The sequence below is a fragment of the Pseudogemmobacter sp. TB195 genome (assembly GCF_058313095.1).
In genome coordinates this window covers 1-22,970 of the sequence record NZ_JBZEGG010000007.1, presented here as the reverse complement: position 1 = coordinate 22,970, position 22,970 = coordinate 1, and the positions used below count along the sequence as shown (strand labels likewise).

Genomic DNA, 22,970 nt, shown 5'->3' with positions numbered 1-22,970 from the left:
CGAAGGAGCAAATTTTGGAATTCTATGATCCCGTGGCCTGTCTGATCGGGCCGCAGACAGGCACGCTTGGCAATCGCACAGGCCGGTATGAAAAGCGGCTCGCCGATCTTGGTGGGCTTTATCGCGACGCGGCGGCCTTTGCCGGGGCGGTGGCACATGAGGGCGACCGTGTTGTCTATACCGTCGAGGAGTTCCGCCCGACGGAGGCCCCGGGCGATCTGATCTTCGGGATGACGCATATGGAACCCGGGATGATCGGCGACGAGTTCTTCATGACCCGCGGGCATATTCATCGGGCCGGAAATCGCCCCGAGATCTATCAGGGGATTTCGGGCGAGGGCCTGATGCTTCTGGAATCGCCCGATGGTGAGATCCGCATCGTTGAAGTCTCGCCGCTGACCGTCTGCTATGTGCCGCCGTTCTGGATCCACCGCTCGGTCAATACCGGCGCCGGGCCGCTGGTCATGTTCTTCTGCTACCCGTCCGATTCCGGCCAGGATTACGAGATCATCGCCCGTGCAGGCGGTATGCGCAGCCGTATCCATGCCAGCGCGAACGGCGGCTGGGAACAGCGCGAAAACGATCTCTACAACCCGCGCAGCCCGGAAGCGGTTGCAGCGGTCATGGCAACGGCAATCTGAGAGGGCAGGGGATGCAAAGCGGGATTTTCGACCATATCGCGCGGCTTGGCGTCGTGCCGGTGATTGCCATAGAACAGGCCGATCAGGCGCTGGCCCTTGCGGATGCCTTGCTGGAAGGCGGGCTGCCGGTTGCGGAAATCACGTTCCGCACCGGCGCGGCGGGGGATGTGATTGCCAGACTGAGCGAAGCACGGCCCGAGCTGATCACCGGCGCAGGCACGATCCTGACCGCGGCCAATCTTCAGGCAGCCCAGGCCGCCGGGGCGCGCTTCGGCCTTGCTCCGGGCTATGATCCGGCGATCACGACGGCGGCGGCGCGCGCCGGGTTGCCCTTCGCCCCGGGCGTGATGACGCCTTCGGAGCTGAGCCTTGCGCTTGGAGAAGGGCTTTCCCTCTTCAAGTTCTTCCCCGCAGGCGCGGCGGGCGGGGCTGCGATGCTTTCGGCGATTTCGGCGCCTTTCGCCCATCTGTCCCCCCGTTTCATCCCGACCGGCGGTGTCAGCCTTGCGACAATGGGGGACTGGCTGACGCTGCCAGCCGTCGCAGCCGTGGGCGGAACCTGGATCGCAACCCGCGATGATATTTCCCAGGGCGATTTCGCAGCCATCACCCGCAAGGCCCGCGAAGCCGTCACCATGGCCGCCAGACTGCGTGAGGAACCGAAATGAGCCGCTATGAGCCTGCAACCCGCCCGACCTTTTACTTCATCGGTGTCACCACCGGCGCCTCTTCCATCATGCGGGTCTTCCCGGCCTGGGCCGATCATCTCGGGTTGAAGGATGCCTGTATCAGAGGAATTGATTTCCCGCTCCATGCCGATGCCGCCGCATATCGCGAGGCGGTGGAATTCATCCGTGATGACCCGCTTTCGCTTGGCGCACTGGTGACAACCCATAAGCTTGACCTTTTTGCGGCCTGCCGCGATCTCTTTGACGAGATCGACCCCCATGCACAGCTGATGCATGAAGTGAGCTGTATCTCGAAACGGGGCGGGCGCCTGCGCTGCCATGCCAAGGACCCCATCTCATCCGGGCTTGCCCTGGATGGATTCCTGCTACCGGATCATTTTGCGAAGACCGGGGCCGAGCTGCTGATGCTGGGCGCGGGTGGCTCGACCATCGCGATCACCTGGCATCTGATGCGCAAGGCGCGGGGCGCGGATGTGCCGTCGCGGATCATTGTCTCGAACCGCTCACAGCCCCGGCTTGACGAGATTGCAAAGGTGCATTCCGGGATCGAAACCGATGCGCAGCTGGATTATGAACTGGCCGACCGGCCCGGGCGCAATGACGCATTGCTGGCGGGGCTGAAGCCCGGCTCGGTTGTGGTCAATGCGACAGGGCTTGGCAAGGATGCGCCCGGATCACCCCTGACCGATGCGGCGCTTTTCCCCGAGAAAGCCATTGCCTGGGATCTGAATTATCGCGGCGATCTGGTCTTCTTGCAGCAGGCCGAACGCGCCCGCGCGGCAAGGGCGCTGCAGATCGAGGATGGCTGGACCTATTTCCTGCATGGCTGGACCCAGGTGATTGCCGAGGTCTTCGATATCGCGATCCCGGTTTCCGGACCGGTCTTCAACGAGATCTCCCGCATTGCCGATGCGGCGGGACGCCAGAAGCCGAAACTCTGAGGCAGGACCATGACCCGCATTCTGATCACGCCCCGCTCCCTGACCGCTTTGCGCCCGGCAGAGCTGACGCCTTTGACCGAGGCGGGCTATGATCTCGTCTGGGCAAAGGCCGGCGAGACACCGACGCCCGAGGATCTGACCAGTCTGCTGCCCGGTTGCGTCGGCTGGCTTGCCGGGGTCGAGCCGGTCCCGGCCGAGGTCATCCGGGCCGCATCGGCGCTGAGGGCGATTTCCAGAAACGGTGTCGGCACCGACAATCTGCCGCTGGCGGAATGTGAGGCCCGGGGGGTGCAGGTGCTGCGAGCTGAGGGCGCGAATGCCATCGGCGTGGCAGAGCTTGCGGTCAGTCTGATGCTGTCCCTGTCGCGCCATATCCCTGAAACCGATCACAGCGTGAAATCGGGCGGCTGGCTTCGCAGGCGCGGAGCCGAGATCTCGGGCCGCACGGTCGGCATCGTCGGAATGGGCGCGATCGGGGCGCATGTCGCCCGCGTGGTGGTGGCAATGGGGGCAAAGGTGCTGGCCTATGATCCCTTCCCGCGCGATCCCGGCCTGCATCCGGCGCTGTTTTCCTTTGTGCCCTTTGAAGAGCTGCTGCGCTCAGCCGATCTGATCAGCCTCCATGCGCCCGCCCGCACCGATGGGGCGCCTTTGCTGGGCGCCGCAGAACTTGCCCTCTTGCCGGTGGGCGCCCTGGTGGTGAACACCGCCCGGGCGAGCCTCGTCGATGAGCAGGCAATGAAAGCGGCGCTGGCGAGCGGTGCTGTGGGCGGCTACGGAACCGATGTCTTTGCCGAGGAACCACCGCGCGATCTGACCCTTGCAGGTGACCCTAATGTCATTGCGACCAGCCATATCGGCGCTTTGACTGCGGAAAGCGTCAGCCGTGCGACGTTGATCGCGGTCCGGAACCTGATCCGCGCCCTTGGACCCGCAGCCGGAGCACCGGCATGACCCCCGGGCGCCTTCTGTCCGCGCGGCCCTTCGCGGGGGATCTCGCAACGGCGCTGCGCGCGGCCCGGCTGCGCGGGGCTCAGGCCGGGGGAACAGAGATCTTCTGGCTTGGCCAGGCGGGGTTCGCGATCTTCGCCGCAAGCCGGTTTGGTCTGATAGATCCTTACCTCTCTGACAGCCTGGCGGATAAATATCGCGGTACAGCCCGCCCGCATGAGCGGATGATGCCGGTGCCGGTTGCCGTCAGAGATCTGCCGGAGCCGGACTTCATCCTGCTGACCCATCGCCACGGCGATCATATGGATCCGGGCACGCTGCCTTATATCGCGCAGGCCTTTCCGGCAGCGCGCTTTATATTCCCCGAGGCGGAGCGGGCCGAGGCCGCCCTTCGCAGCCGGCTCGACCCGGAAGATCCGCGCCTTACCGGCACCGATGCAGGGGCAAGGATTGCGCTTGCGCCGGGGCTTTCGCTTCGGGTGTTCGCTGCGGCACATGAAACCCCGGAAACGGATCTCACAGGGCGGCACCGGTTTCTCGGCTATGGTCTGGCGACGCCGGATCTGCGGCTCTGGCATTCGGGGGATTGTGTGCCTTTTGAGGGGCTTGTCTCTGATGTCACCGATTTCGCCCCAGACATCGCACTTTTGCCGGTGAACGGGCGTGACCCCGAGCTGACAGCATCAGGAATTGCGGGAAATTTCTCGCTTGAGGAAGCGGCCGGGATCACCTGCGCCGTCGGGGCGGGCACATTGCTGGCGCATCACTATGGCATGTTCGCCTTCAATAGCTGTGCGCCGGAGCGGATCGACGCCATGGCTGCGCAACGGGCCGATCTTGCGATACTACGCGCCATGACCGGCGTGGTTTATTGTGTCGGCTGACCTATTTTGAGCAGGAGAGCGGTAATGGAACCAAAGTCGACAGAACAGGCGCGGAGCAATCCCGGCGTCGATATCCTTACCGCGATCCGCCAGGCGCTGCCGGATCTGCGCCGCTCTGACCGCAAAGTGGCGGATCTTGTGCTTGAAGATCCGTCGCGTTTTCTTTCGGCCACCGTGGCAGAAACGGCAGAGCTGGCCCAGGTCAGCCAGCCCACCGTCATCCGCTTCTGCACTGCCGTGGGCTGCGAGGGCTTCAATGATTTCAAGCTGCGGCTGGCCCATAGTCTCGCGCTCGGGACGCCGGCGACGCATTCGGCGATTGCGGCTTTCGACTCTGTCCAGGTCATTTCGGGCAAGATATTTGACTACACAATCACCAGCCTCGACTGGGCCCGCCGCCAGCTTGACACCGTGCGGATGGAGGCGGCGGTATCCCTGCTGGCCGATGCCGCAAGACTGGAGTTCTTCGGCTTTGGCGCCTCGGCCATCGTGGCGCTGGACGCACAGCAGAAGTTTCCGCTGTTCGGAATTCCCTGCGGTGCCGAGCGCGACCTGCACCAGATGACCATGCAGGCGGGCATGATGCGCCCGGGTGATGTGGCGGTGGTGATCTCGAATACCGCAATGACGAAATCTCTGATCGAGGTGGCGCAGCTGGCACGCCGGAACGGTGCAAAGGTGCTGGGTCTTCTGGGCGCCGAGGGGCCGCTGGCGCAATATTGCGATGTGGTGCTGGTGGTCGAGACACTCGACAATACCGATGCCTATACACCGACCATTTCGCGGCTGGCGGCTCTGGTCACCATCGACATCCTCTCGACGGCGGTAGCTCTGCGCCGCGACGCCGAGCAGGCGAACCGTTTCAAGGAAATGAAACAACATCTGGCCCGGTTCCGCGCGCGCGGAGAGGGCTGAGACGAAGGGCAGGACCGGGGCATCCCCCGGTTGTTCCAGCAAGGAGAAAACTATGGCCGAGGCACCCGCCGAAAGCATCCTGTCGCCGCGCGATCTTGCGCAGATGATTGATATCAGCGCCGTGCAGGCTTTCCATACCGAGGCCGACCTGCGCGAGGTCGCCCGGGTCGCGCTGGCCGAAGGCTTCATCGCCGTCCATGCGCTGCCGCATTTCACCGCATTGCTGGCGACATTGCTTCCGGGCCGTTGCGGGGTGCTGGTGGGCGGACCGATCGGCTTTCCCTCGGGCGGCAACCGCACAGAGACCAAACTTGTCGAGGCGCGCGGGCTGGTCGCGGACGGCGCCACCGAAGTCGATATGATGATGAATATCGGGCGGCTGAAGTCTGGCGATGATGCCTATGTGGCGACAGAGCTTGCCGCCGTGATCAAAGCCGTGGCACCGGTGCCGGTCAAGGTGATCATCGAGGTCTCGCGACTGACCGATGACGAGATCCGCCGCGCGGCGACGCTGGTGGCGGCGTCCGGGGCAGCCTTTGTTAAGACCGGCACCGGCTGGACCGGGCTCCCCACCACCTTGCACCATATCCGGCTGATCCGGGAAGCCGCCGGCGCGGAAATTGGCATCAAGGCCTCGGGCGGGATCCGTGATCTTGAGACCGTTGCTGCCATGATCGAAGCCGGAGTCACGCGGTTTGGCATCAATACGGATGTGGCCAGAGACCTGATCGCGGCCTGCCGGTCCCTGCCGGATGGCGGGCTGCGGGTCGCGGGCTGAGCCGGACCAGACAGACGCGGGAGAGAAATGATGAAGGATCTGGTTCTGGCATGCGACCTCGGCACCGGGGGGCTCAAAGGTGCCGTTGTCGCGCCCGATGGCAGGGTGCTCGCCGAAGTGGTTGAAAATTACCCGACATTCTATCCCGTGCCGTCGCTGCATGAGCAACGGCCGGCAGACTGGTGGCAGGCTCTGATCCGAACCACGGCCGCATTGCTGGCGAAAGGCGGGGCGGCCGGGTTTACGGCTGCGGATGTCAGGGCGATCAGCCTCTCGGGCCACAGTCTTGGCTGTATTCCGGTCGATGCAGAGGGTCAGTTGCTGCAGGATGCAGTGCCGATCTGGTCAGACGGACGGGCCCAGCAGGATGCGGCTGCGTTCTTCGACCGTTTCGACGAGGAAAGCTGGTATCTGCGCACCGGAAATGGCTTCCCGGCACCGCTTTACCCGCTGTTCAAAATCCTCTGGCTGCGCCGGAACGCCCCGGAGATCTTCGCCCGTACCAACCGCATTCTCGGCACCAAGGATTATCTCAATTTCCTGATGACGGGGCGGATGGTGACGGATCCGTCCTATGCCTCCGGTTCGGGGGCATTTGATCTGCAGGCCGGACAATATGACCCGGAGATCCTGGCCGCCGCTGGGCTGTGCGCAGATCTCCTGCCGGAAATCGTGCCATCGGCCTCGGTGATCGGCGAGCTGACAAAGACGGCGGCACAGACGCTCGGGCTTAAGCCCGGGACGGCCGTCATTGCAGGCGGGGTCGATAATTCCTGCATGGCGCTTGGCGCGCAGACCTTTGAAGACGGCGATCTCTTTTCCTCGATGGGCTCGTCAAGCTGGCTGACGATATCCGCCGCACGCCCGGTCCTGGACCCGAAAGTCCGCTCCTATGCTTTCGCCCATCTGGTGCCGGGGCAGTTCATCTCGGCCACATCCATCTTCTCTTCGGGGACCACGATGGACTGGACCCGCAGGATCCTTGGTGCGGATGGCGAAGACATGGGCCATGCCGCAATGGAAAAGCTGGCGGAGACCTCTCCACCCGGGGCGCGCGGCCTGCTGATGGTGCCGACGCTGGGCGGCGGCACATCGCTGGAAGGCGGCGCCGAAGTGCGGGGCGGCTGGATCGGCCTTTCGCTGCAGCATGACCGTGGCGATCTGCTGCGTGCCGCGTTCGAAGGGGTCGCCTATGGCCTTCGGGTGGCGCTGGACGAATTGCGCCGCATGACCCCCATCGGCCCGTCCCTGGTGGCGGTTGGCGGTGGCGCCCGCAGTGCCTTCTGGCGCCAGATCTTCGCGGATATTCTTGAGATCGATGTGGTCAAGACCGCGGTTGACCAAGAGGCCGCAACGCTGGGCGCCGCCGCCATCGCCTTCCATGCGCTGAAGATCTGGCCCGACTTCTCGCCGATCCGCGCGATCCATGCCGAAGCATCGCGGCACAGCCCGCGCCCCGCACATCGCCCGGTCTATCAGGCCGGGCTGGCCGCCTATCGCCTGGCCGCAACGCAGCAATATGACCTCTCGCACTCTCTGGCACGCTATCGCCAGGGCTGCGTCTGACCTGAGATTCCCGAAGGAGACCCGCTGAGATGACCACCCCGCTTGCATCCTTTGCCCCCGATCTTTTTGCCGGCCAGACGGTCTGCGTTTCCGGCGGCACCAGTGGCATTGGCCTCGCCATCGCTGAGGCCTTTGCGGGCCTCGGCGCCGAGGTCGTCGCTATGGGCAGTTCTGCGGCCAAGATCGGGCGGCTGAATGCCACGCCGCCCGTCGCAGGGATGCGCTTCGCCCGCCTCGATGTGACGGATCGCAAAGCGGTGGCGGGCGCTTTCGACGGGTTCAGCCGTCTCGATATTCTGGTCAATGCCGCCGGGATTGCCCGGCCCGACAAGGAATATGAAACCGACACCTTCCTCGAAGTCATGGAAGTCAACCTTAACAGCGTCATGGGGCTGAGCATGGCGGCGCGCCCCCTGCTGGCACGCCAGGGCGGCTCGATCATCAACACGGCTTCGATGCTCAGCTATCTGACCGATACGGCGGTGCCGGCCTATGGCGCGAGCAAGGCGGGCGTTCTGGGGCTGACCCGCCATCTCGCCCATGCTTTTGCCGCCGAGGGGATCCGGGTGAACGCGGTCACGCCGGGCTATATCGCGACCGATATGACAACCGGCCTCCAGGAGGATGCCGGTCTGACCGGGCGCATTCTGCACCGATGTGCCATCAAACGCTGGGGCCGGGCCGAGGATATCATCGGGGCCGCTTTGTTCCTTGCCGCCCCGGCGGCGGCCTATGTCACCGGCACCGAGATCGCGGTTGATGGCGGTTTTGTGAGCGGCGGATTCTGACAGCCGGGCAGGCTTTGCGGGGGAGAGAGTTTTGGCCGATGAGATGATTGCCTGGACATGGCAGAGCCAGGGGCAGCCCACAGGGCTGAAGCAGGAAAGCCGCGCGCTGCCCGTTCCCGGGCCCGGCGAGGTGTTGCTGCAAAACCTGTCGATCGGGCTGAACCCGGTCGACTGGAAGATGATCGAATGGGGGTACCCGCTCTGGAGCCCCGGGCATGTTCCGGGGGTTGATGGCTGTGGCATATTGCTTGCCGCCGGGGCAGGGGTGCAGCTGCCGACAGGCATGCGTTACGCCTATCATCAGGGACTTGGGCGGAATGGCAGTTTTGCCAGCCATATCGTGATCCGCGCGGATGCCCTTATGGCAGTCCCGCAGGGGGTCGATGATGCGCAAGCCGCCGCATTGCCCTGTCCGGGCCTGACAGCCTGGCAGGCCCTGGAAAAACTGCCCGGCACCGGAGGGCGCGATGTGCTGGTCTGTGGCGGCGGTGGCGCTGTCGGGCTGATCCTTTGCCAGCTTGCTTTGAGGCTGGGCTGGCGTGTCTGGGCAACTGCCTCTCTCTCGCATCACCCGGCATTGTTGTCCCTCGGGGTCAGCGGGGTTTTCGACTATCATGATCCGGACTGGCAGCAGCAGCTGACGGCCGCCCTCGGCCCACGCCGTCTTCATGCGGCTTTCGACACGGTCAGCGGCACTCATGCCCGCACGCTGGCACCGCTGATCGGCTATAACGGCCACCTGATCTGCATCCAGGACAGGCAGGAAAGCGCGCCGCTGTCCGCATTTTCTACCGCTCTGTCCCTGCACGAAGTGGCGCTGAACAGCATCCACCAACATGGATGCCGCGAGGATCTGCGGCTGCTGCGTCAGGCCGGGACCCGGCTTTTCAGCCTGGTTGAGCAGGGATCGCTGGAGCTGCCTCCGATAAGCGTATCCGGATTTTCCACATTGCCGGACGTGCTTGCAGAGGTCCGGCAAGGTATGCTGCGCGGCAAACAGGTGGTTCTGCTCTGAGGGCATGTCACGGCATGATGCATTCTGCGCCGTTTCATGATCCGGCGACACCGGCATGTTCTGCCCGCGTGAATAGAGGCCTGGATTAGGGCCCGGATTACAGGGGGCCTTCCTTCCATAAGATTTCCGCAGAGCTTTTCCCGACCGGGACGGCGCGACGGCCATGCGCCGGGATCTGACTGCGACTGATAGTGCCGGGTATCCCGTAACGCCAGGTGTCTTGCTGATCCATGTTAGATGTCATATGACATCTAACATGGATCGGAGAACATGCCATGCGCAGAATCGTGATTACAGGTATGGGCGCCGTCAGCCCGCTCGGCACCGGCACAGAGCTGGCCTGGCAACGCCTGCTGGCGGGCGGCTCAGGTCTGCGCCTTCTGCCGGATGCGGTCAGTGCCGATCTGGGATGCAGGATCGCGGCGCCGGTTCCCGGATCCGCCGAGGATCCGGAAGGTGGTTTTGACCCCGACAGGACGGTCGCGCCCAAGGACCAGCGGCGGATGGATCGCTTCATCCTTTTCGCCATGGCGGCAGCCGATGAGGCCGTGGCACAGGCGGGGTGGATCCCTGCAACCGATGAACAACGTCACCGCACAGCCACGATAATCGCGACCGGGATCGGCGGGTTCCATGCCATCGTTGACGCCGTGGCGACGGTGGCGGACCGGGGTCCGCGCCGCCTGTCGCCTTTCACGGTGCCTTCGTTCCTTGCGAACCTTGCGGCAGGTCAGGTGTCGATCCGGTACGGATTCAAGGGGCCGCTTGGCGCGCCGGTCACCGCCTGCGCGGCGGGGGTGCAGGCCATTGGCGATGCCGCCCGCATGATCCGCGCGGGCGAGATCGACGTCGCGCTTTGCGGCGGGGCCGAGGCCTGTATCGATCGTACGGCGCTTGGCGGATTCGCCGCGGCCCGCGCGCTGTCGACCGGCTGGAATGAGACGCCCGCGCTGGCCTCCCGCCCGTTTGACCGGGCACGCGACGGGTTCGTGATGGGCGAAGGCGCGGGCATCCTGGTGATCGAGGCGCTGGACCACGCCCTCGCGCGCGGTGCGCAACCGATTGCCGAGATCGTCGGATATGGCACCACATCAGACGCATGGCACATCACCGCAGGCCCCGAAGATGGCGACGGCGCGCGCCGCGCGATGGAGATTGCGCTGGCCCAGGCCGGGATTGCGCCGGGCGCGGTCGGCCATCTGAACGCCCATGCCACCTCGACCCCGGTCGGTGATCTGGGCGAGCTGGCGGCGATCCGGACCCTGTTCGCCGGTCTGCCAGGCCCGGCGATCAGCGCAACCAAATCGGCGACCGGCCATCTTCTGGGGGCGGCAGGCGGGCTGGAGGCGATTTTCACCGCACTCGCGCTGCGCGACCAGATCGCGCCGCCGACGCGCAACCTGACCGATCCGGACCCGGCGGCCGGGGGGCTGGATATTGTCGGCGCCACGGCCCGCAGCATCGATACCGACTATGCCCTGTCGAACGGCTTTGGCTTTGGGGGTGTCAATGCCAGCCTTGCCCTGCGCCGCTGGGCCTCGCTGTGACACTTTCCGCTGCTTCTGTCTCCGCCTACAGCCCATTGGTGCCCGCATGACCGCTGCCACTGCCACGATTGAACGCGACCCGCGCACGCAGCGTCTGCTGGAGGCACCGATCCTGCCGCTGCTGGTGCGGATGGCCTTGCCTAATGTGCTGATCATGCTCGCGCAGGCCTCGACCGGACTGATCGAGACCTTCTGGGTCTCGAAACTCGGCACCGATGCGCTGGCGGGTATGGCGCTGGTCTTTCCGGTGGTCATGCTGATGACGATGATTTCAGCCGGGGCGGTGGGCGGGGCGGTCTCCTCCTCGATCGCCCGTGCGCTCGGGTCCGGACGCAGGGCCGATGCCGATGCGCTGGTGCTGCATGCTGTGGTGGTCAATCTGGGGATTGGCCTTGCGTTCTCGGCGCTGTTCCTGATCTGGGGCCGCCCGATCTACACCGCGCTTGGCGGGCGGGGCGGCGAGCTGGAAGCCGCGATCATCTATTCCAACGTGGTCTTTGCCGGGAATGTCTTCACCTGGCTGATGAACGGCCTGGGCAGTGTGATCCGTGGTGCGGGCAATATGCTGGTGCCCGCGCTCGTCTCGGTGCTCGGGGTGGTTTTCCTGATCCCGGTCTCGCCGCTGCTGATCTTCGGCTTCGGACCGATCCCGGCGATGGGCATTGCGGGCGGCGGTCTGGCGCTGGTGCTCTATTACGCGGTGGGGGCGGCCATTCTGGGCCTTTACATCGCATCTGGCCGCAACCCCGCGCGCTTTCGCTGGCTGCCGCTGCAAGCACGGCATTTTGCCGGGATACTGAAGATCGGTGCGCTGTCTTCGGTTCAGTCGGTGATCAGCAATGTTGTCATCGCGGGCAGCACGGCGATCATCGCGCTGCGGCTGGGGGTCGGGGCGGTGGCGGGCTTTGGCACCGGCATCCGGCTGGAATATCTGCTGATCCCGATGGTCTTCGGCATCGGTGCCCCGATGGTGGCGCTGGTCGGCACCAATGCCGCCGCCGGCCTGGAGGCCCGGGCGCGCCAGATCGCGCTGACCGGCGCGGTGCTGGCCTTTGCCGTAACCGAAGCGGTGGGCCTGATCGCGGCCGCCTTTCCGGTGGCCTGGCTGACGCTGTTCAGCGCCGAGGCTGAGATGATCGATACCGGCCGCGCCTATCTGCAGATCGTGGGACCGTTTTACGGTTTCTTCGGCCTCGGGCTGGTGCTTTACTTCGCGGCGCAGGGTCAGCAACGGCTGACAATGCCGCTGGTGGCGGGGATTGTCCGGCTTGTGATCGCGCTTGGCGGTGGCTGGCTGGCACTGGAATGGAGTGGGGACATCCGTGCCCTCTATCTGGCATTGGGGCTCGGGCTTTTGGCCTATGGCCTGATCATGCTCGGGTCGGTGTTGCGGCGATAGACCTGCCTTAATGCCCCCTGGATGTGACGGGATGGATGCTGCTTTGATTGCGTTCAGCCTCTATATGCGGTAAGAATTTCCCAGCGAATTCAGGGATCGGAGCGCCTCATGAGAGTGAGCCGTGCGCAGGCGGAAGAGAACCATCAGGCCGTGATCAACGCGGCCAGCAAGCTGTTTCGCGAACATGGTTTCGATGGCATCGGGCTCAAGGATCTGATGAAGGGCGCTGGCCTGACACAGGGCGGTTTTTACAAACAGTTTGCCTCGAAAGAGGATCTGATCGGGCAGGCCTCCGCGCGCGCAATGGAAATGGCGACACGGCGCTGGTCGGACGTGGTTGCCGAAAACCCCGATGCGCCGCTTGAGGCTGTCACCGCCTTTTATCTTTCGCCCGAACATCTGAACAGGAAGGGGGAAGGCTGCCCCTTTGTCGCTTTGGGGGCCGATGCTGCCCGTCACGGACCAGAGGTCAGAGCGCAGTTCGAGGTCGGCGTGCGGGAGCATCTTCGGATGCTGACGGAGATGACCGGCTCTGCCGGCGAAAACCGGCTCTCGGACAAGGCGATGGCCGTGCTGTCGCTGATGGTGGGCGCGCTGACGCTCTCGCGGGCGGTGAATGACGATGCCCTGGCACATGCACTGCTGGAAGCCGCAGCGAGACAGGTTCGTGAAATCGCGGCAGGGTAGGGAGGTCTGGCAGGCGTTCCAGGTCCAACAGTTTCTCACCCTTCGGATCGTCGACCCTGTCCAGCCTGCTGACCCATCGGCGCAGTCTGGCAATCAGGTCGCGCGCTTCTGCATTGCGTTTCCGATAAAGACCCAGGGCAGAGCCTGCCTGCCGCGAGGTTTAAAATTGTCAGGAGAGCGCCCGGTCTCTTCCGCTGCCAGGGTTTCGTTCCGTCTCCGGCGGACGGGAGTGTTGCAGGAATCTGGCGCAACCCACCTCTGGCTCTGTCGCATTTTGCGCTGTTCGGATAACAGTCACTGATGCCGGCCTGCCGTTCAGCACCGTGGCCGGACAACGGCGACGGAGATGGTCAGCACCAATGCTGATTCCGCGAGAACCATGAGCAGAAAAAGCACTGTGTTCGCCCCCAGAAACTGTATTGCGAATGCCCCGGCCAAAGGGGCTGCTGCCTGGGCGATCAGGGCTGGCCGTGCCATGCGCCCCATCAGGGCGGGATATCGATCGGGTCCGAACAGCGCCATGGGCAGCGCCCCGCGGGCGATCGAGAACAGGCCGTTGCCGCCGCCATAAAGCATGAGCGCGAGGCCCGAAAAGCCAAAGCCGGAGGCCAGCAGAGCCACACCCGCAGTAAAGAGGACAGCCGCCAACAGCAGGGTCCATCTGGGGTGATGTTTGCCACCGCTCGCGATCTCCACCAGGCGCGAGGCGACCTGTGCCGGACCGATCAGCGCGCCCATCGCGACCGCCGCAGCAGTTGACACGCCACGGGCCTCCAGCAGGGTCAGGAGATGGACAGACACCACAGCCGCAATGATCGCGGCCAGGGTGAAGATACTCGTCAGGATCCGGAAACTGCGGCGCTCGGGCCGCGAAAGCGCTAGCTGCGCCGTCGCCTGCCCCTTGCCCATCGGTGGTCCTTTCATCTCCTGCGGGATCATGCGCCAGATCAGCGGCAGGCAAATCGTCAGATGCAGCAATCCGTAGCCGGCGGCGGTGCCGCGCCAGCCGAACTGCCCGACCGCCCAGACCGAGATCGGCCAGCAGACCGTGCTGGCAAATCCGCCCCAAAGGGTCAGCGCGGTGAGCGCAGATCGGGCGTCGCGACCATAAAGACGGCCCAGCGTTGCGAAGGCCGGATAATAGAGCCCTGCCGACATGCCGAGGCCGATGATGACCCAGCCAAGGCAGAACACCGGCAGGTTCGGAGCCGCCGCGAGCACAAGAAGGCCTGCCGACAGCAGGACCATTCCGCCGGCAAGCACCGGCCTGCCGCCATGTCGTGCAATGGCCGTGCCAACGTGGGGCGAAGCCAGCCCAGCCACAAGCAGCCCGAGCGACAGGGCTCCGATCACCCAGGGGAGCGGCCAGCCGGTATCGGCCACAATAGGGCCGGCCAGCGGGGCCATCAGATAGTAGCTGCTGCCCCAGGCAAAGATCTGCACGATGCCGAGCGCGGTGATCACTGGCCAGCGCCGCAGGGGCAAGGCCGGTGCGGCAAGGGTCATCGTACAGCCCCGTCCAGTCGAAGCCGGGCTGCCAGAGCTTGGGCGGCCTCTTTGCGTTCACTGTAGCGATCGGTCAGCACTGCGGAGATGTCGCGGGTCAGAAGCGTGAATTTCACCAGCTCCTCCATCACATCGACCACGCGGTCATAATAGGGCGATTGTCGCATCCGGCCGGCCTCGTCGAACTCATCATAGGCCTTCGCAACCGAGGACTGGTTCGGGATGGTCAGCATCCGCATCCAGCGGCCAAGAATACGCATCTGATTCAGGGCATTGAAGCTTTGCGACCCGCCCGAGACCTGCATGACCGCCAGGGTCCTCCCCTGGGTCGGTCGGATCGCGCCCATGGAGAGCGGGATCCAGTCGATCTGGCTTTTCATCACCCCGGTCATGGCCCCGTGGCGTTCGGGACTGGTCCAGACCTGGCCTTCAGACCAGAGGCAGAGGTCGCGCAGCTCCTGCACCTTCGGATGATCGGCGCCGGTCTCGTCCGGCAATGGCAGGCCTTTGGGGTCGAAAATGCGCGTCTCGCAGCCGAAATATTGCAGCAGCCTCCCGGCCTCCTGCGTCAGGAACCTGCTATAGGACCGCGCGCGGAGAGAGCCGTAGAGCAGCAGGATCCGTGGCGGATGCGCCGACCGCGAGGGGGCGAGCAGATCGCCTGCCAGCGGAATGCGCATGGCATCGGTGAGGTTCGGGAGATCGGTCACGTCTTCATCTCTTCTTTCGTTAGGGCATCGGGGAACCAGCGCCGGCCGAGCCGCAGCGCGACGGATACCAGCAGGATCAGCACCGGCACCTCCACCAGCGGCCCGATGACAGCAGCAAAAGCCACCGGCGAGGCCAGCCCGAAGGCCGCGATGGCGACCGCGATGGCCAGTTCAAAATTGTTGCCGGCGGCGGTGAAAGCGATGGCTGTCGTGCGGGGGTAGTCCGCCGCGATCAGCCGCCCCATCCAGAAACTGATGGTGAACTGGATCAGGAAATAGAGGGTCAGCGGCACCGCGATGCGCAACGCGTCGCCCGGCAGGGTCAGAACATCGCCACCCTTCAGGCTGAACATGGCGATGATGGTGAAGAGCAGTGCCGCGAGTGTCAGCGGGCTGATCTTTGGCAGGAACTGCTCTGCATACCAGGCCTGCCCACGCCGGGCGATCAGCAGGCGACGAGTCAGATAGCCCGCGGCAAAGGGGAGGCCGAGATAAATCAGCACCGCCTCGGCTATGGTCCATATGCTGATATCGATCACGCTGCCCGCCAGCCCGAATAGGGGCGGCAGCACAGTCAGGAAGACCCAGGCGCAGACCGGGAAGAAAAGGATCTGAAAGATCGAGTTGAAGGCAACCAGACCCGCTACATACTGGCTGTCGCCGCGCGCAAGCTGGTTCCAGACCAGAACCATGGCGATACAACGTGCGAGCCCGATCAGGATCAGGCCGGTCATGTAATCGGGATGGTCGCGCAGGAAGATCACGGCAAGGGCGAACATCAGCACCGGTCCGATCAGCCAGTTCTGCACCAGCGACAGAATCAGCACGCGGCGATCGGCGAAAACCTGCGGCAAATCCTCGTAGCGGACCCTGGCCAGTGGCGGATACATCATCACGATCAGGCCGATGGCGATCGGAATATTGGTGGTGCCGATGGACAGGCTTTCCATCAGGTTGGGCAGAACGGGGATCACGGATCCCATCAGGATGCCAAGGGCCATGGCGGCGAAAATCCAGACCGTCAGATAGCGGTCAAGGAATGACAGGCGTCGTGAGGGTGAAGGTGCCATCGCTCAGGCGGACCTGATGCGGTTGCCCGCCCCGTCGACGACCTGCTCGCCGTCCTCCTTGGTGAACGCGCCCTGCTGCGGCGGCAGCAGATCCAGGACATCCTCGGAGGGGCGGCAAAGGCGAACACCCTTCGGCGACACCACCACCGGTCGGTTCATCAGCACCGGATGCGCCGCAATGGCATCAAGAAGCTGATCGTCGGTCAGGCCCGGATCCCCAAGGCCAAGCTCTGCAAAGGGCGTGTCCTTCTCGCGCAGCAGGGCGCGCAGGGGCATTCCCATCCTGGCCACCAGGTCCTGCACCATCGCACGGCCCGGCGGCGTCTTCAGATATTCGATCACATGCGGCTCAACACCGGCATTGCGGATCATGGCCAGCGTGTTGCGCGAGGTCGCGCAGGCGGGGTTGTGGTAGATGACGATGTCCATAATGTCCTCAGATACTGTCGCGCGGCCGGTCAGTTGCGCCCTCGGCGCGGCCGATCTCACGCAGGTGGCGGATCAGGCTGGTTGCATCCTGCGATGCAACCAGCAGGGCACAGAAAAGCTCAAGGCGGAGCCGCAGGTAACGAAACGCCTCGGCAAAGACCACCTCGCGCTCGAGCCCCGTGCCAGTGACAGCGGCCGGATCCGCAATGCCGCAATGGCCTGTGGCTGGCGAGCCTGGCCGGGCCGGGCAGACCTCTCCGGCCACATCCTTACCACTGGTGATCACCAGGCCGAATTGCGGCGCAGCGTCCTGCGCGAACTCGTCCCAGCTTTTCGGGCGCAGGTCCTCCGTCGGATACTGAAAGGTCTTCAACACTTTGAGTGCCGCCGGGTCGATGTCTGGCCTCGGGTAACGTTCAGCGGAGGAGGGGTTGTACAGCCCCTCGGCAAGTTGACGCAGCACGGGTTCAGCGAGGATCGAATGCACCGAATTGCCGGTGCAGAGGCAAGGGTCGTTACAGACGCTTTGGGTCATCGGAACCTCCAGGGCAGGAGGGCAGCCGGTTCAGCCGCCGAAGGCACGCGAAACGCAGCAAGAGGATTGCTGCGGCACCGGCCAGCGATCGCGCGGCTTGCAGCTTGCGGGACGCGGCGAAGTACAATCCGGGCAACTCCCTCGGTGACAACCGGCACCACCGCCCGGAAAAGCTCCATCGGCCGCACTTTATCACCGACCCCGAAGGGCAACCTGGCCTCCGGGTTGCCCCCACAATCCAGCACGCGAAACTGCCCGGCCCTGACCTCGGTGACCTGACAGACGGGCCGCACCTCCGCGGCATCATAGCGGAAGACCACGGGCCGAGGCCCAAAGTGCCAGACTGCTTCGAGAAACCCGCGGAGGGTAATATCTCCCGGATCGGCGGCGCCGGTCGGCGCGCCGATATTGCTTTGGATCGTCATTTGCGATACCTGTTGATTCGATATTTATAGGATCATCAAATAATGGATGAACGTCAAGCGCTCTTGTCCTTCGGAGCCCTGTCTCAGGAAACCCGCCTGCGCATCCTGCGAATGCTGGTCGTAGCCGGGCCGGAGGGTCTCGCCGCAGGCGTGATCGCCGAGCAGGCCGGGGTTACCGCCTCGAATGTCAGCTTTCATGCGAAAGAACTGGAGCGTGCGGGCCTGGTATCCTCCCGCCGCGAAAGCCGGTCGATCCTTTACACCGCCGAGTTCGATGCCCTGAACGGCCTTTTGCGGTTTCTCATGGAAGATTGCTGCGGCGGCCGCATATGCCTTCCTGAAGTGGGGACCGATGGGTGCGCCAGCGCGGAGAAGACCGACTGAATTGATACTGGCATTCTTCCTTTTCACCTTGCCCTGCGCAGCGATGGATCAGGCGGGCGCCACCGGCTGTATCGTAAGCATGGCATCGAGGGGGGCTTAACGGATTCCTGTACCTCAGGGACAATGACGGGACCTAAATTGGAGCCCCGACATGCCCCCGCCGACACACCCAATGCGACCAAACCATGCGTTAAGCCACGGGATTCCGCACAGTGCATCCACCAAGGGCTGCTTGGTATGATCAACAGCCTAGGTAACGTCAAAATCTACGTCTGGACCCACCCCATCGACTTCCGCAAGGGGATAGATGGACTGCAGTCGCAGGTCGTTTCACAGATGCGCCTGAAGCCCTTCAGCGGGGCGATATTCATTTTCAGATCACGTCGAGCAGACCGTTTAAAGATGGTCTTCTGGGATGGATCAGGTGTTGTTCTCGTCCTCAAGAGGCTGGAGGATCGTGCATTTACATGGCCAACGCCGACAAAGGATGCTTTGAGTATTTCGACCAGTCAGTTTCAGGCGCTGTTTGAGGGCATTGATTGGCGCCGTGTTGTTCCGCTCCACACCCACACTCCTTCGGCGTTGTGAAAATCATGCGCCATGATCAAATTATCCCTCCCAATAGCGACTGTGGGATCATTGAAGTTCTTGGCCTTCTATACGGCTACGATATCCTTAATGAATCCCCAATGTCAATAGAAGCTTATACTCTAAAGGATGCAATCGGTGAGAATTTACTCTCGGAAGATTCCGATATAGTTAATCACAATTCGGTCGAACATAATAGTAAATAAAACTGTGATCGTGCTGATTTGGCAGCACCAATCTTACTATCGACTTCGGTAGGTTTGCTCCTGCCGGGAGTTGAAAAAACCCTCAGATTACTTGCAACACTCCTTCTCCGTTGAAAGTCAACCATGCCGACTGAAAATGACGACATCGCAGCACAATCCCATAAAATATGGGGAATTCCGGTTCGGAGCGATACCGCTGGACGCCGCAGATGGCCGAAAGAAGTCAAGGCAGAGGCCGCCAGAAAAGTCGCTGCCGGCGCGACGATTGCCAACTTGGCTCGTGAGATCGGCATCGATGACTGCACGCTGGGAAAGTGGGTCCGCAAAGAAAATCCCATCAAAACAGGCGCGCCAAGATTTGTCGAGATTAAGTCGACAGAAGTCAGACTCGATGCAAAAGGAACTCGGGGCCATCACGATGTGCGGCGGCCGTTTGATACTCATAAATCGAGTCAGGTGGGCAATTTTTACGAATGCACTCTGCAAATCAGAGATGCTATACTGAAATTTGATGCATCAATGCCAATCGAGAGGTTATCGAGTATAATACGGGCCATTTCTTCGTCCAATTGACATATCGATAAATTCTGATCGTAATCTGATATATATGAGTAGTCTTTCTGAAAAATGCTGGACGTGGGATCTCCGTCCCGAGAATCAGAAAATTCAGAATTCTATATCCGAATGAGTCATTTCTCTTCGGCCCCACATCCACGACATAAGGCTTACCTTCAGGCTTGGTCATACCAGCATTTTAAACCCAAGGATTCAACGTGTGAATCCTGCTCGACGGGGACTTCTGCAACAGCGCCTTCTGCTTGTGCCGATGCCTGATCTGGGCGCGGCCACGGCACTGCCGAGGTGGATCTGGATCGGCGGGCTGGTAGGGGTCGGCTATGTCACCGTCGCGATCTTCCTGGTGCCGATAATGGGCGCGGCGGGTTTCATAATTGCGGTGATCTCCGGCCCGGGATACAGGCGCTTATGCCCTTGTCTTTCAACGCATCTCTGAACCAATCGGCATCGTAGCCCCGATCGGCCAGCATCCACTGTGCCTTTGGAAAGCTGCGCAGCAGTGCGGCGGCTCCGCTGTAGTCGCTGACCGGCCCGGCTGTGACAAACAGGCTAATCGGTGGGCCTTGAGCATCGGCAACGGCGTAAAGCTTAGTGTTCATACCGCCTTTCGTGCGACCGATCAGGCGACCACGCCCCCCTTTTTCACCCGCAGGCTGAAGGCCGTGCGGTGGGCTTTCAGATACCCTTCGCCGGGGCGCTTGAACCAATGGCGCTGCCCCGACTCGACATCGATCATGATGGTCTTCTCGTCGGCAGCCTCCGATGCCAATCCGTGCATCATTCGCGTGATCACTCCCATCCGGCTCCAGCGCTTCCAGCGATTGTAGAGCGTCTTGGGCGGACCATACTCACGAGGGGCATCGCACCAGCGCAACCCATTGCGATTGATAAAAATTGTGCCGCTCAGGACGCGGCGATCATCGACGCGTGGACGGCCATGGCTCGTGGGGAAGAACGGCTCAAGCCGGGCCATCTGCACGTCTGTCAGCCAGAAGAGATTGCTCATCAGAAAGGCCTCCCGGCACCTCCTGAATCACCGTACAAAGCCATAATCAATGGGTCCTGACACTAGCAATCGCCACACCCCGATCCGTCACCGGCCTGACCGCCTCGATTTTAAACTCACGATGAACTTCCGTCTCGTCATATCCATTCTCCAGTTCCCGGGTCACGATCATCCTATATTCGCATCCACGAAACCGGCAGAAGTTTGTTGCGCGGCGTCAGCTTCTGCACAAACGCCGCCTACCTTCTGCACAAAAAAATATCTGTCAGGATATTACAGAGCGACCTGCATATCGCGGATCCTGACAGTCATTTCCGCTCTACCAACTTGTCTGGACAGCCGTCCGCACCCAGGAGTGAGTGGTGCCGTCGCCGGTGTAATCGTAGCGATACCCGCCTCCGATAGCCCACCAACCCGGCGCGCCCGGCGTGGTGGCCGAGATGCCGCTCCCGGTATTGCCAGGGCGCTGCATCTGCACCGGCGTCCAGGCATTTCCGCTGGCCATCATCAGCGCCCGGCCAGCATCATACTGAACCACAAAAATTGTACCGTTGATGGAGTTGGGGGTCAGTGCGGCCAATTGCGCCGGCGTCAGTGAGATAAGTTGCGCCCCACCGATTTCGATCACCATCCGGCCATTGCCCCTGTCGCTGTCTGAGAGGCGCCAGACCTGCCCGCCGGTAGCCGCGACGAGAGACACCCCGCGCGGGCCATTCCAGCTGTCCATTTTCCAGTTCGCCGGAAGGATGTTGGTACTCCATTCCGACCCCGTCCCGGGGCCAAGGCCCCTGAGTTGGAATATGTCACCAGCTTGCGCACCTTTAAGCCTGAGCGACCGGCCACCGAACTCCAGCAGCGTCGATCCGGTGTCGTGATCCGCCCCACGGACGCGGACCCCAGGCACAAGGTTGCCCAGATCCATACCATCGACACCACAGATCGTCGTTCCCAGTCCCAAGCGTGCTACGCGAGACGTCCACGGCGGCAGTGCCTCGCCGCCCCGAGCAGGCATTGCGCGAGACACAAGATCGACCAGTGGGCCATAGAATGCAGCGATGCCTCGTGTGCCGATATGTGTGCCGTCACCCCGGAAATCCGCGCCGAGAGCTACCTGGAAATCGTAGGCTACATTCACGTCGTCATCGACGCTCAGGCCGCGCTCGAGATCGACGTAAACGTAAGACCTTGCAGCCAGCCGGCGCTTACGGACACGTTCACGAAGTTCGGCATTGCGGGTGTGTGACGCCGCTGCCAGCGCTGGATTACCGGTAACCGGAATCTCGCCACAGACGATAATGTCCGGCTGAGCCGTGGAGGCAGCGTCGAGGATGTTGAAGAACTGATCGATGTAACCACCATCGACCAAAGACGGATTATCCTCTTTCGCCTGCCATGTGTGCAGATGGGGGTCGATACGTCCCAGTACCGTCAGAAGGTTAGCGCGAGCTTGTGGGTAGTCCATGAAGTGATGAAGGCCGAGACCGCCCCTGGACAGGAGGTGATGCAGTTCCAGATTGCTCGCATACTCGTTTGTGCTGCCTATATAGGCCAGCCGGACCGAGGCGCCGGTGACAACGAGATAGCCCTGATGCGTGAACTCGGCGCCAGCATCATATTCAAGGATAGCGACCTCGCCCGGTGTGCCGACCGATGTGTCGAGGGGCGTACCGACAAGATTGCCATTGATCCGCCACTGCACCGTCCCGCCGCCCGGACGGACAATAAAGAAGGCATAGATCTTGCTGACTGCATGCCACCAGATAATGCCGCCGAAGGCGCCAACTGGATAGTCGGTCAAGCCGCCCGTGATCCATGTGCTGTAGTCGGTGACAGCCGTGCCGCCGCCTGGTCCGGAGTGGGCATAAGTCATTGCGGGATTGTTGTTCAGCACCCCCGGCTTCTGGGCCAGTGTTTTGCCGCACATGCGCGACTGGAGGATCGGCTGCAGATGGTACCACGGCTCACCAGCAACGCTGTCGAGCCACTGGATAGCCCGCAGCTGACGCGCATTGCCGTCAGAGGCCTCAGCAATAACGGCTGCCGTCCGGGGGAGTGGCCGCACACCATCATCAATGCGATCCTCAGCCGCATTGATCCGAGGCCTCAAAACAGCCTCGACACCTGTTTGCGGCTCCTCGACCCGGACCCAGTTGCCAGCGTAGATGGTGGTGGATGGCGTGTTGACCAGCGCAATCAAGGTGTCACCAACCGCGAACACCTGCCCGCCAACCGTGCCTGGTGAACTTACGGTCCAGGCATCGCCGCGCGCGACCGACACCACTGCCGGATTCTCCGCCCCAGCTGGCGGGAATGCGGCTGCAGCAGGCCACGATCCACGGATGTTGATGCCGGAGGCCGAAAGAGCGGAAAGGCTTTCAATCTGCGCCTGCAGGGCCGCATAGCCAGCCAGTCTTGCCGCCGCCTCTATGGCGAGATTGCCGGCGACCTGCGCTTTATCCGCCTTTGCAGCCAGTTGGGATGCCGTCAGGGCCGATTGCGGCAGGTCACCGATGCGGGTCCAGGCTCCTTCACCAGCAGCCCCCGACTTTACATAGACGCCGCGAAACGCTTCTGCCGGATCGCCCCAAACAGCACCCCGCGTGTCGGATGGCCAGGACAAATCGGCATAAAGCTCTGCTCGCGTTTGCTTATCTGGGATGCCCCCACTGAAGTGGTCCACCCACAGGGATATGCTTATCCCGTTTTCAGGAGGACCAGATTATGGCTGGCAAGC

Annotated in this window: 24 protein-coding genes and 1 pseudogene; 17 read left to right on the top strand and 8 right to left on the bottom strand. The window is 62.8% G+C overall.

What is annotated here, in order from left to right:
• Window positions 1-14 precede the first annotated feature (14 nt).
• The 13 genes from AC4FS3_RS08755 to AC4FS3_RS08695 all read left to right on the top strand — a co-directional run bounded on the left by AC4FS3_RS08755 (window position 15) and on the right by AC4FS3_RS08695 (window position 12,801).
• On the top strand, window positions 15-641 hold the full coding sequence (locus AC4FS3_RS08755; RefSeq protein WP_491020224.1) for a glucose-6-phosphate isomerase family protein: 627 nt from the start codon (window positions 15-17) through the stop codon (window positions 639-641).
• Between the two features lie 11 nt (window positions 642-652).
• The gene (gene eda / locus AC4FS3_RS08750; RefSeq protein WP_491020223.1) at window positions 653-1,309 is read left to right on the top strand and encodes a bifunctional 4-hydroxy-2-oxoglutarate aldolase/2-dehydro-3-deoxy-phosphogluconate aldolase; all 657 of its coding nucleotides are present in this window, start codon (window positions 653-655) and stop codon (window positions 1,307-1,309) included.
• Complete coding sequence (locus AC4FS3_RS08745; protein WP_491020222.1) at window positions 1,306-2,271, top strand: shikimate dehydrogenase family protein; 966 nt, start codon at window positions 1,306-1,308, stop codon at window positions 2,269-2,271. The genes eda and AC4FS3_RS08745 overlap by 4 nt, the downstream gene beginning before the upstream one ends.
• A gap of 9 nt (window positions 2,272-2,280) precedes the next feature.
• Window positions 2,281-3,225 (top strand): phosphoglycerate dehydrogenase, encoded by a 945-nt coding sequence (locus AC4FS3_RS08740; RefSeq protein ID WP_491020221.1) that lies wholly within the window; start codon window positions 2,281-2,283, stop codon window positions 3,223-3,225.
• Entirely contained in the window at window positions 3,222-4,106 is an 885-nt protein-coding gene (locus tag AC4FS3_RS08735; protein ID WP_491020220.1) for an MBL fold metallo-hydrolase, read from the top strand. Before AC4FS3_RS08740 ends, AC4FS3_RS08735 begins: the two co-directional genes overlap by 4 nt.
• 24 nt (window positions 4,107-4,130) lie before the next feature.
• A complete protein-coding gene (locus tag AC4FS3_RS08730) occupies window positions 4,131-5,021 on the top strand; it encodes an SIS domain-containing protein (RefSeq protein ID WP_283178887.1) in 891 nt (296 codons plus the stop codon).
• A gap of 52 nt (window positions 5,022-5,073) precedes the next feature.
• A complete protein-coding gene (gene deoC / locus AC4FS3_RS08725; protein ID WP_283178886.1) occupies window positions 5,074-5,799 on the top strand; it encodes a deoxyribose-phosphate aldolase in 726 nt (241 codons plus the stop codon).
• A gap of 30 nt (window positions 5,800-5,829) precedes the next feature.
• A complete protein-coding gene (locus AC4FS3_RS08720) occupies window positions 5,830-7,365 on the top strand; it encodes a xylulokinase (protein ID WP_491020219.1) in 1,536 nt (511 codons plus the stop codon).
• A gap of 29 nt (window positions 7,366-7,394) precedes the next feature.
• Window positions 7,395-8,153: an SDR family NAD(P)-dependent oxidoreductase gene (locus AC4FS3_RS08715; protein ID WP_491020218.1), complete on the top strand. Its 759-nt coding sequence runs from the start codon at window positions 7,395-7,397 to the stop codon at window positions 8,151-8,153.
• Window positions 8,154-8,184: 31 nt separating this feature from the next.
• Window positions 8,185-9,168, top strand: coding sequence for a zinc-binding dehydrogenase (locus tag AC4FS3_RS08710; RefSeq protein WP_491020217.1), 984 nt, complete (start codon window positions 8,185-8,187; stop codon window positions 9,166-9,168).
• 275 nt (window positions 9,169-9,443) lie between these two features.
• Window positions 9,444-10,715 (top strand): beta-ketoacyl-ACP synthase II, encoded by a 1,272-nt coding sequence (gene fabF, locus AC4FS3_RS08705; protein ID WP_491020216.1) that lies wholly within the window; start codon window positions 9,444-9,446, stop codon window positions 10,713-10,715.
• 46 nt (window positions 10,716-10,761) lie between these two features.
• A complete protein-coding gene (locus tag AC4FS3_RS08700) occupies window positions 10,762-12,114 on the top strand; it encodes an MATE family efflux transporter (protein WP_491020215.1) in 1,353 nt (450 codons plus the stop codon).
• Window positions 12,115-12,222: 108 nt separating this feature from the next.
• Window positions 12,223-12,801, top strand: a complete 579-nt coding sequence (locus tag AC4FS3_RS08695) for a TetR/AcrR family transcriptional regulator (protein WP_491020214.1) — start codon at window positions 12,223-12,225, stop codon at window positions 12,799-12,801.
• A gap of 315 nt (window positions 12,802-13,116) precedes the next feature.
• On the opposite strand, the gene AC4FS3_RS08690 is transcribed toward AC4FS3_RS08695, so the two are convergent.
• From AC4FS3_RS08690 to AC4FS3_RS08665, 6 genes are read right to left on the bottom strand one after another with little or no spacing between them, the layout of a single operon-like run.
• Window positions 13,117-14,307: an MFS transporter gene (locus tag AC4FS3_RS08690; RefSeq protein WP_491020213.1), complete on the bottom strand. Its 1,191-nt coding sequence runs from the start codon at window positions 14,305-14,307 to the stop codon at window positions 13,117-13,119.
• On the bottom strand, window positions 14,304-15,017 hold the full coding sequence (arsH, locus tag AC4FS3_RS08685; protein WP_491020212.1) for an arsenical resistance protein ArsH: 714 nt from the start codon (window positions 15,015-15,017) through the stop codon (window positions 14,304-14,306). Before arsH ends, AC4FS3_RS08690 begins: the two co-directional genes overlap by 4 nt.
• Entirely contained in the window at window positions 15,014-16,087 is a 1,074-nt protein-coding gene (gene arsB, locus AC4FS3_RS08680) for an ACR3 family arsenite efflux transporter (protein WP_491020211.1), read from the bottom strand. Before arsB ends, arsH begins: the two co-directional genes overlap by 4 nt.
• 3 nt (window positions 16,088-16,090) lie before the next feature.
• Entirely contained in the window at window positions 16,091-16,516 is a 426-nt protein-coding gene (gene arsC, locus AC4FS3_RS08675) for an arsenate reductase (glutaredoxin) (RefSeq protein WP_491020210.1), read from the bottom strand.
• A 7-nt stretch (window positions 16,517-16,523) separates the two neighbouring features.
• Window positions 16,524-17,051 (bottom strand): arsenate reductase/protein-tyrosine-phosphatase family protein, encoded by a 528-nt coding sequence (locus AC4FS3_RS08670; protein WP_491020209.1) that lies wholly within the window; start codon window positions 17,049-17,051, stop codon window positions 16,524-16,526.
• Complete coding sequence (locus tag AC4FS3_RS08665) at window positions 17,048-17,476, bottom strand: hypothetical protein (protein ID WP_491020208.1); 429 nt, start codon at window positions 17,474-17,476, stop codon at window positions 17,048-17,050. Before AC4FS3_RS08665 ends, AC4FS3_RS08670 begins: the two co-directional genes overlap by 4 nt.
• A 42-nt stretch (window positions 17,477-17,518) precedes the next feature.
• On the opposite strand from AC4FS3_RS08665, the gene AC4FS3_RS08660 reads away from it, so the two are divergent.
• From AC4FS3_RS08660 to AC4FS3_RS08645, 4 genes are all read left to right on the top strand, one after another.
• On the top strand, window positions 17,519-17,860 hold the full coding sequence (locus AC4FS3_RS08660) for an ArsR/SmtB family transcription factor (RefSeq protein WP_283178875.1): 342 nt from the start codon (window positions 17,519-17,521) through the stop codon (window positions 17,858-17,860).
• Window positions 17,861-18,097: 237 nt separating this feature from the next.
• The gene (gene tnpB / locus AC4FS3_RS08655; RefSeq protein WP_491020207.1) at window positions 18,098-18,448 is read left to right on the top strand and encodes an IS66 family insertion sequence element accessory protein TnpB; all 351 of its coding nucleotides are present in this window, start codon (window positions 18,098-18,100) and stop codon (window positions 18,446-18,448) included.
• 329 nt (window positions 18,449-18,777) lie between these two features.
• The gene (locus AC4FS3_RS08650; protein ID WP_491020206.1) at window positions 18,778-19,227 is read left to right on the top strand and encodes a transposase; all 450 of its coding nucleotides are present in this window, start codon (window positions 18,778-18,780) and stop codon (window positions 19,225-19,227) included.
• A 253-nt stretch (window positions 19,228-19,480) separates the two neighbouring features.
• Entirely contained in the window at window positions 19,481-19,666 is a 186-nt protein-coding gene (locus AC4FS3_RS08645; RefSeq protein ID WP_491020386.1) for a DMT family transporter, read from the top strand.
• Here the strand turns inward: AC4FS3_RS08645 and AC4FS3_RS08640 are convergent.
• A pseudogene (locus AC4FS3_RS08640) lies at window positions 19,611-20,236 on the bottom strand (IS5 family transposase); the annotation flags it as partial. The gene AC4FS3_RS08645 and the pseudogene AC4FS3_RS08640 sit on opposite strands and share 56 nt — an antisense overlap.
• A gap of 319 nt (window positions 20,237-20,555) precedes the next feature.
• Window positions 20,556-22,916, bottom strand: a complete 2,361-nt coding sequence (locus tag AC4FS3_RS08635) for a hypothetical protein (RefSeq protein ID WP_491020205.1) — start codon at window positions 22,914-22,916, stop codon at window positions 20,556-20,558.
• Between the last annotated feature and the right edge of the window lie 54 nt (window positions 22,917-22,970).

Excerpts from the sequence above, each read along its gene's own strand:
- AC4FS3_RS08715 (WP_491020218.1), top strand. The coding sequence starts at position 7,395 with ATGACCACCCCGCTTGCATCCTTTGCCCCCGATCTTTTTGCCGGCCAG.
- AC4FS3_RS08720 (WP_491020219.1), top strand. The coding sequence starts at position 5,830 with ATGAAGGATCTGGTTCTGGCATGCGACCTCGGCACCGGGGGGCTCAAA.
- AC4FS3_RS08645 (WP_491020386.1), top strand. The coding sequence starts at position 19,481 with ATGCCTGATCTGGGCGCGGCCACGGCACTGCCGAGGTGGATCTGGATC.
- arsC (WP_491020210.1), bottom strand. The coding sequence starts at position 16,516 with ATGGACATCGTCATCTACCACAACCCCGCCTGCGCGACCTCGCGCAAC.
- AC4FS3_RS08745 (WP_491020222.1), top strand. The coding sequence starts at position 1,306 with ATGAGCCGCTATGAGCCTGCAACCCGCCCGACCTTTTACTTCATCGGT.
- AC4FS3_RS08735 (WP_491020220.1), top strand. The coding sequence starts at position 3,222 with ATGACCCCCGGGCGCCTTCTGTCCGCGCGGCCCTTCGCGGGGGATCTC.
- AC4FS3_RS08660 (WP_283178875.1), top strand. The coding sequence starts at position 17,519 with ATGGATGAACGTCAAGCGCTCTTGTCCTTCGGAGCCCTGTCTCAGGAA.
- deoC (WP_283178886.1), top strand. The coding sequence starts at position 5,074 with ATGGCCGAGGCACCCGCCGAAAGCATCCTGTCGCCGCGCGATCTTGCG.
- AC4FS3_RS08740 (WP_491020221.1), top strand. The coding sequence starts at position 2,281 with ATGACCCGCATTCTGATCACGCCCCGCTCCCTGACCGCTTTGCGCCCG.
- AC4FS3_RS08700 (WP_491020215.1), top strand. The coding sequence starts at position 10,762 with ATGACCGCTGCCACTGCCACGATTGAACGCGACCCGCGCACGCAGCGT.
- tnpB (WP_491020207.1), top strand. The coding sequence starts at position 18,098 with ATGATCAACAGCCTAGGTAACGTCAAAATCTACGTCTGGACCCACCCC.
- arsB (WP_491020211.1), bottom strand. The coding sequence starts at position 16,087 with ATGGCACCTTCACCCTCACGACGCCTGTCATTCCTTGACCGCTATCTG.
- AC4FS3_RS08690 (WP_491020213.1), bottom strand. The coding sequence starts at position 14,307 with ATGACCCTTGCCGCACCGGCCTTGCCCCTGCGGCGCTGGCCAGTGATC.
- AC4FS3_RS08650 (WP_491020206.1), top strand. The coding sequence starts at position 18,778 with ATGCCGACTGAAAATGACGACATCGCAGCACAATCCCATAAAATATGG.
- AC4FS3_RS08665 (WP_491020208.1), bottom strand. The coding sequence starts at position 17,476 with ATGACGATCCAAAGCAATATCGGCGCGCCGACCGGCGCCGCCGATCCG.
- AC4FS3_RS08670 (WP_491020209.1), bottom strand. The coding sequence starts at position 17,051 with ATGACCCAAAGCGTCTGTAACGACCCTTGCCTCTGCACCGGCAATTCG.
- AC4FS3_RS08730 (WP_283178887.1), top strand. The coding sequence starts at position 4,131 with ATGGAACCAAAGTCGACAGAACAGGCGCGGAGCAATCCCGGCGTCGAT.
- AC4FS3_RS08695 (WP_491020214.1), top strand. The coding sequence starts at position 12,223 with ATGAGAGTGAGCCGTGCGCAGGCGGAAGAGAACCATCAGGCCGTGATC.
- fabF (WP_491020216.1), top strand. The coding sequence starts at position 9,444 with ATGCGCAGAATCGTGATTACAGGTATGGGCGCCGTCAGCCCGCTCGGC.
- eda (WP_491020223.1), top strand. The coding sequence starts at position 653 with ATGCAAAGCGGGATTTTCGACCATATCGCGCGGCTTGGCGTCGTGCCG.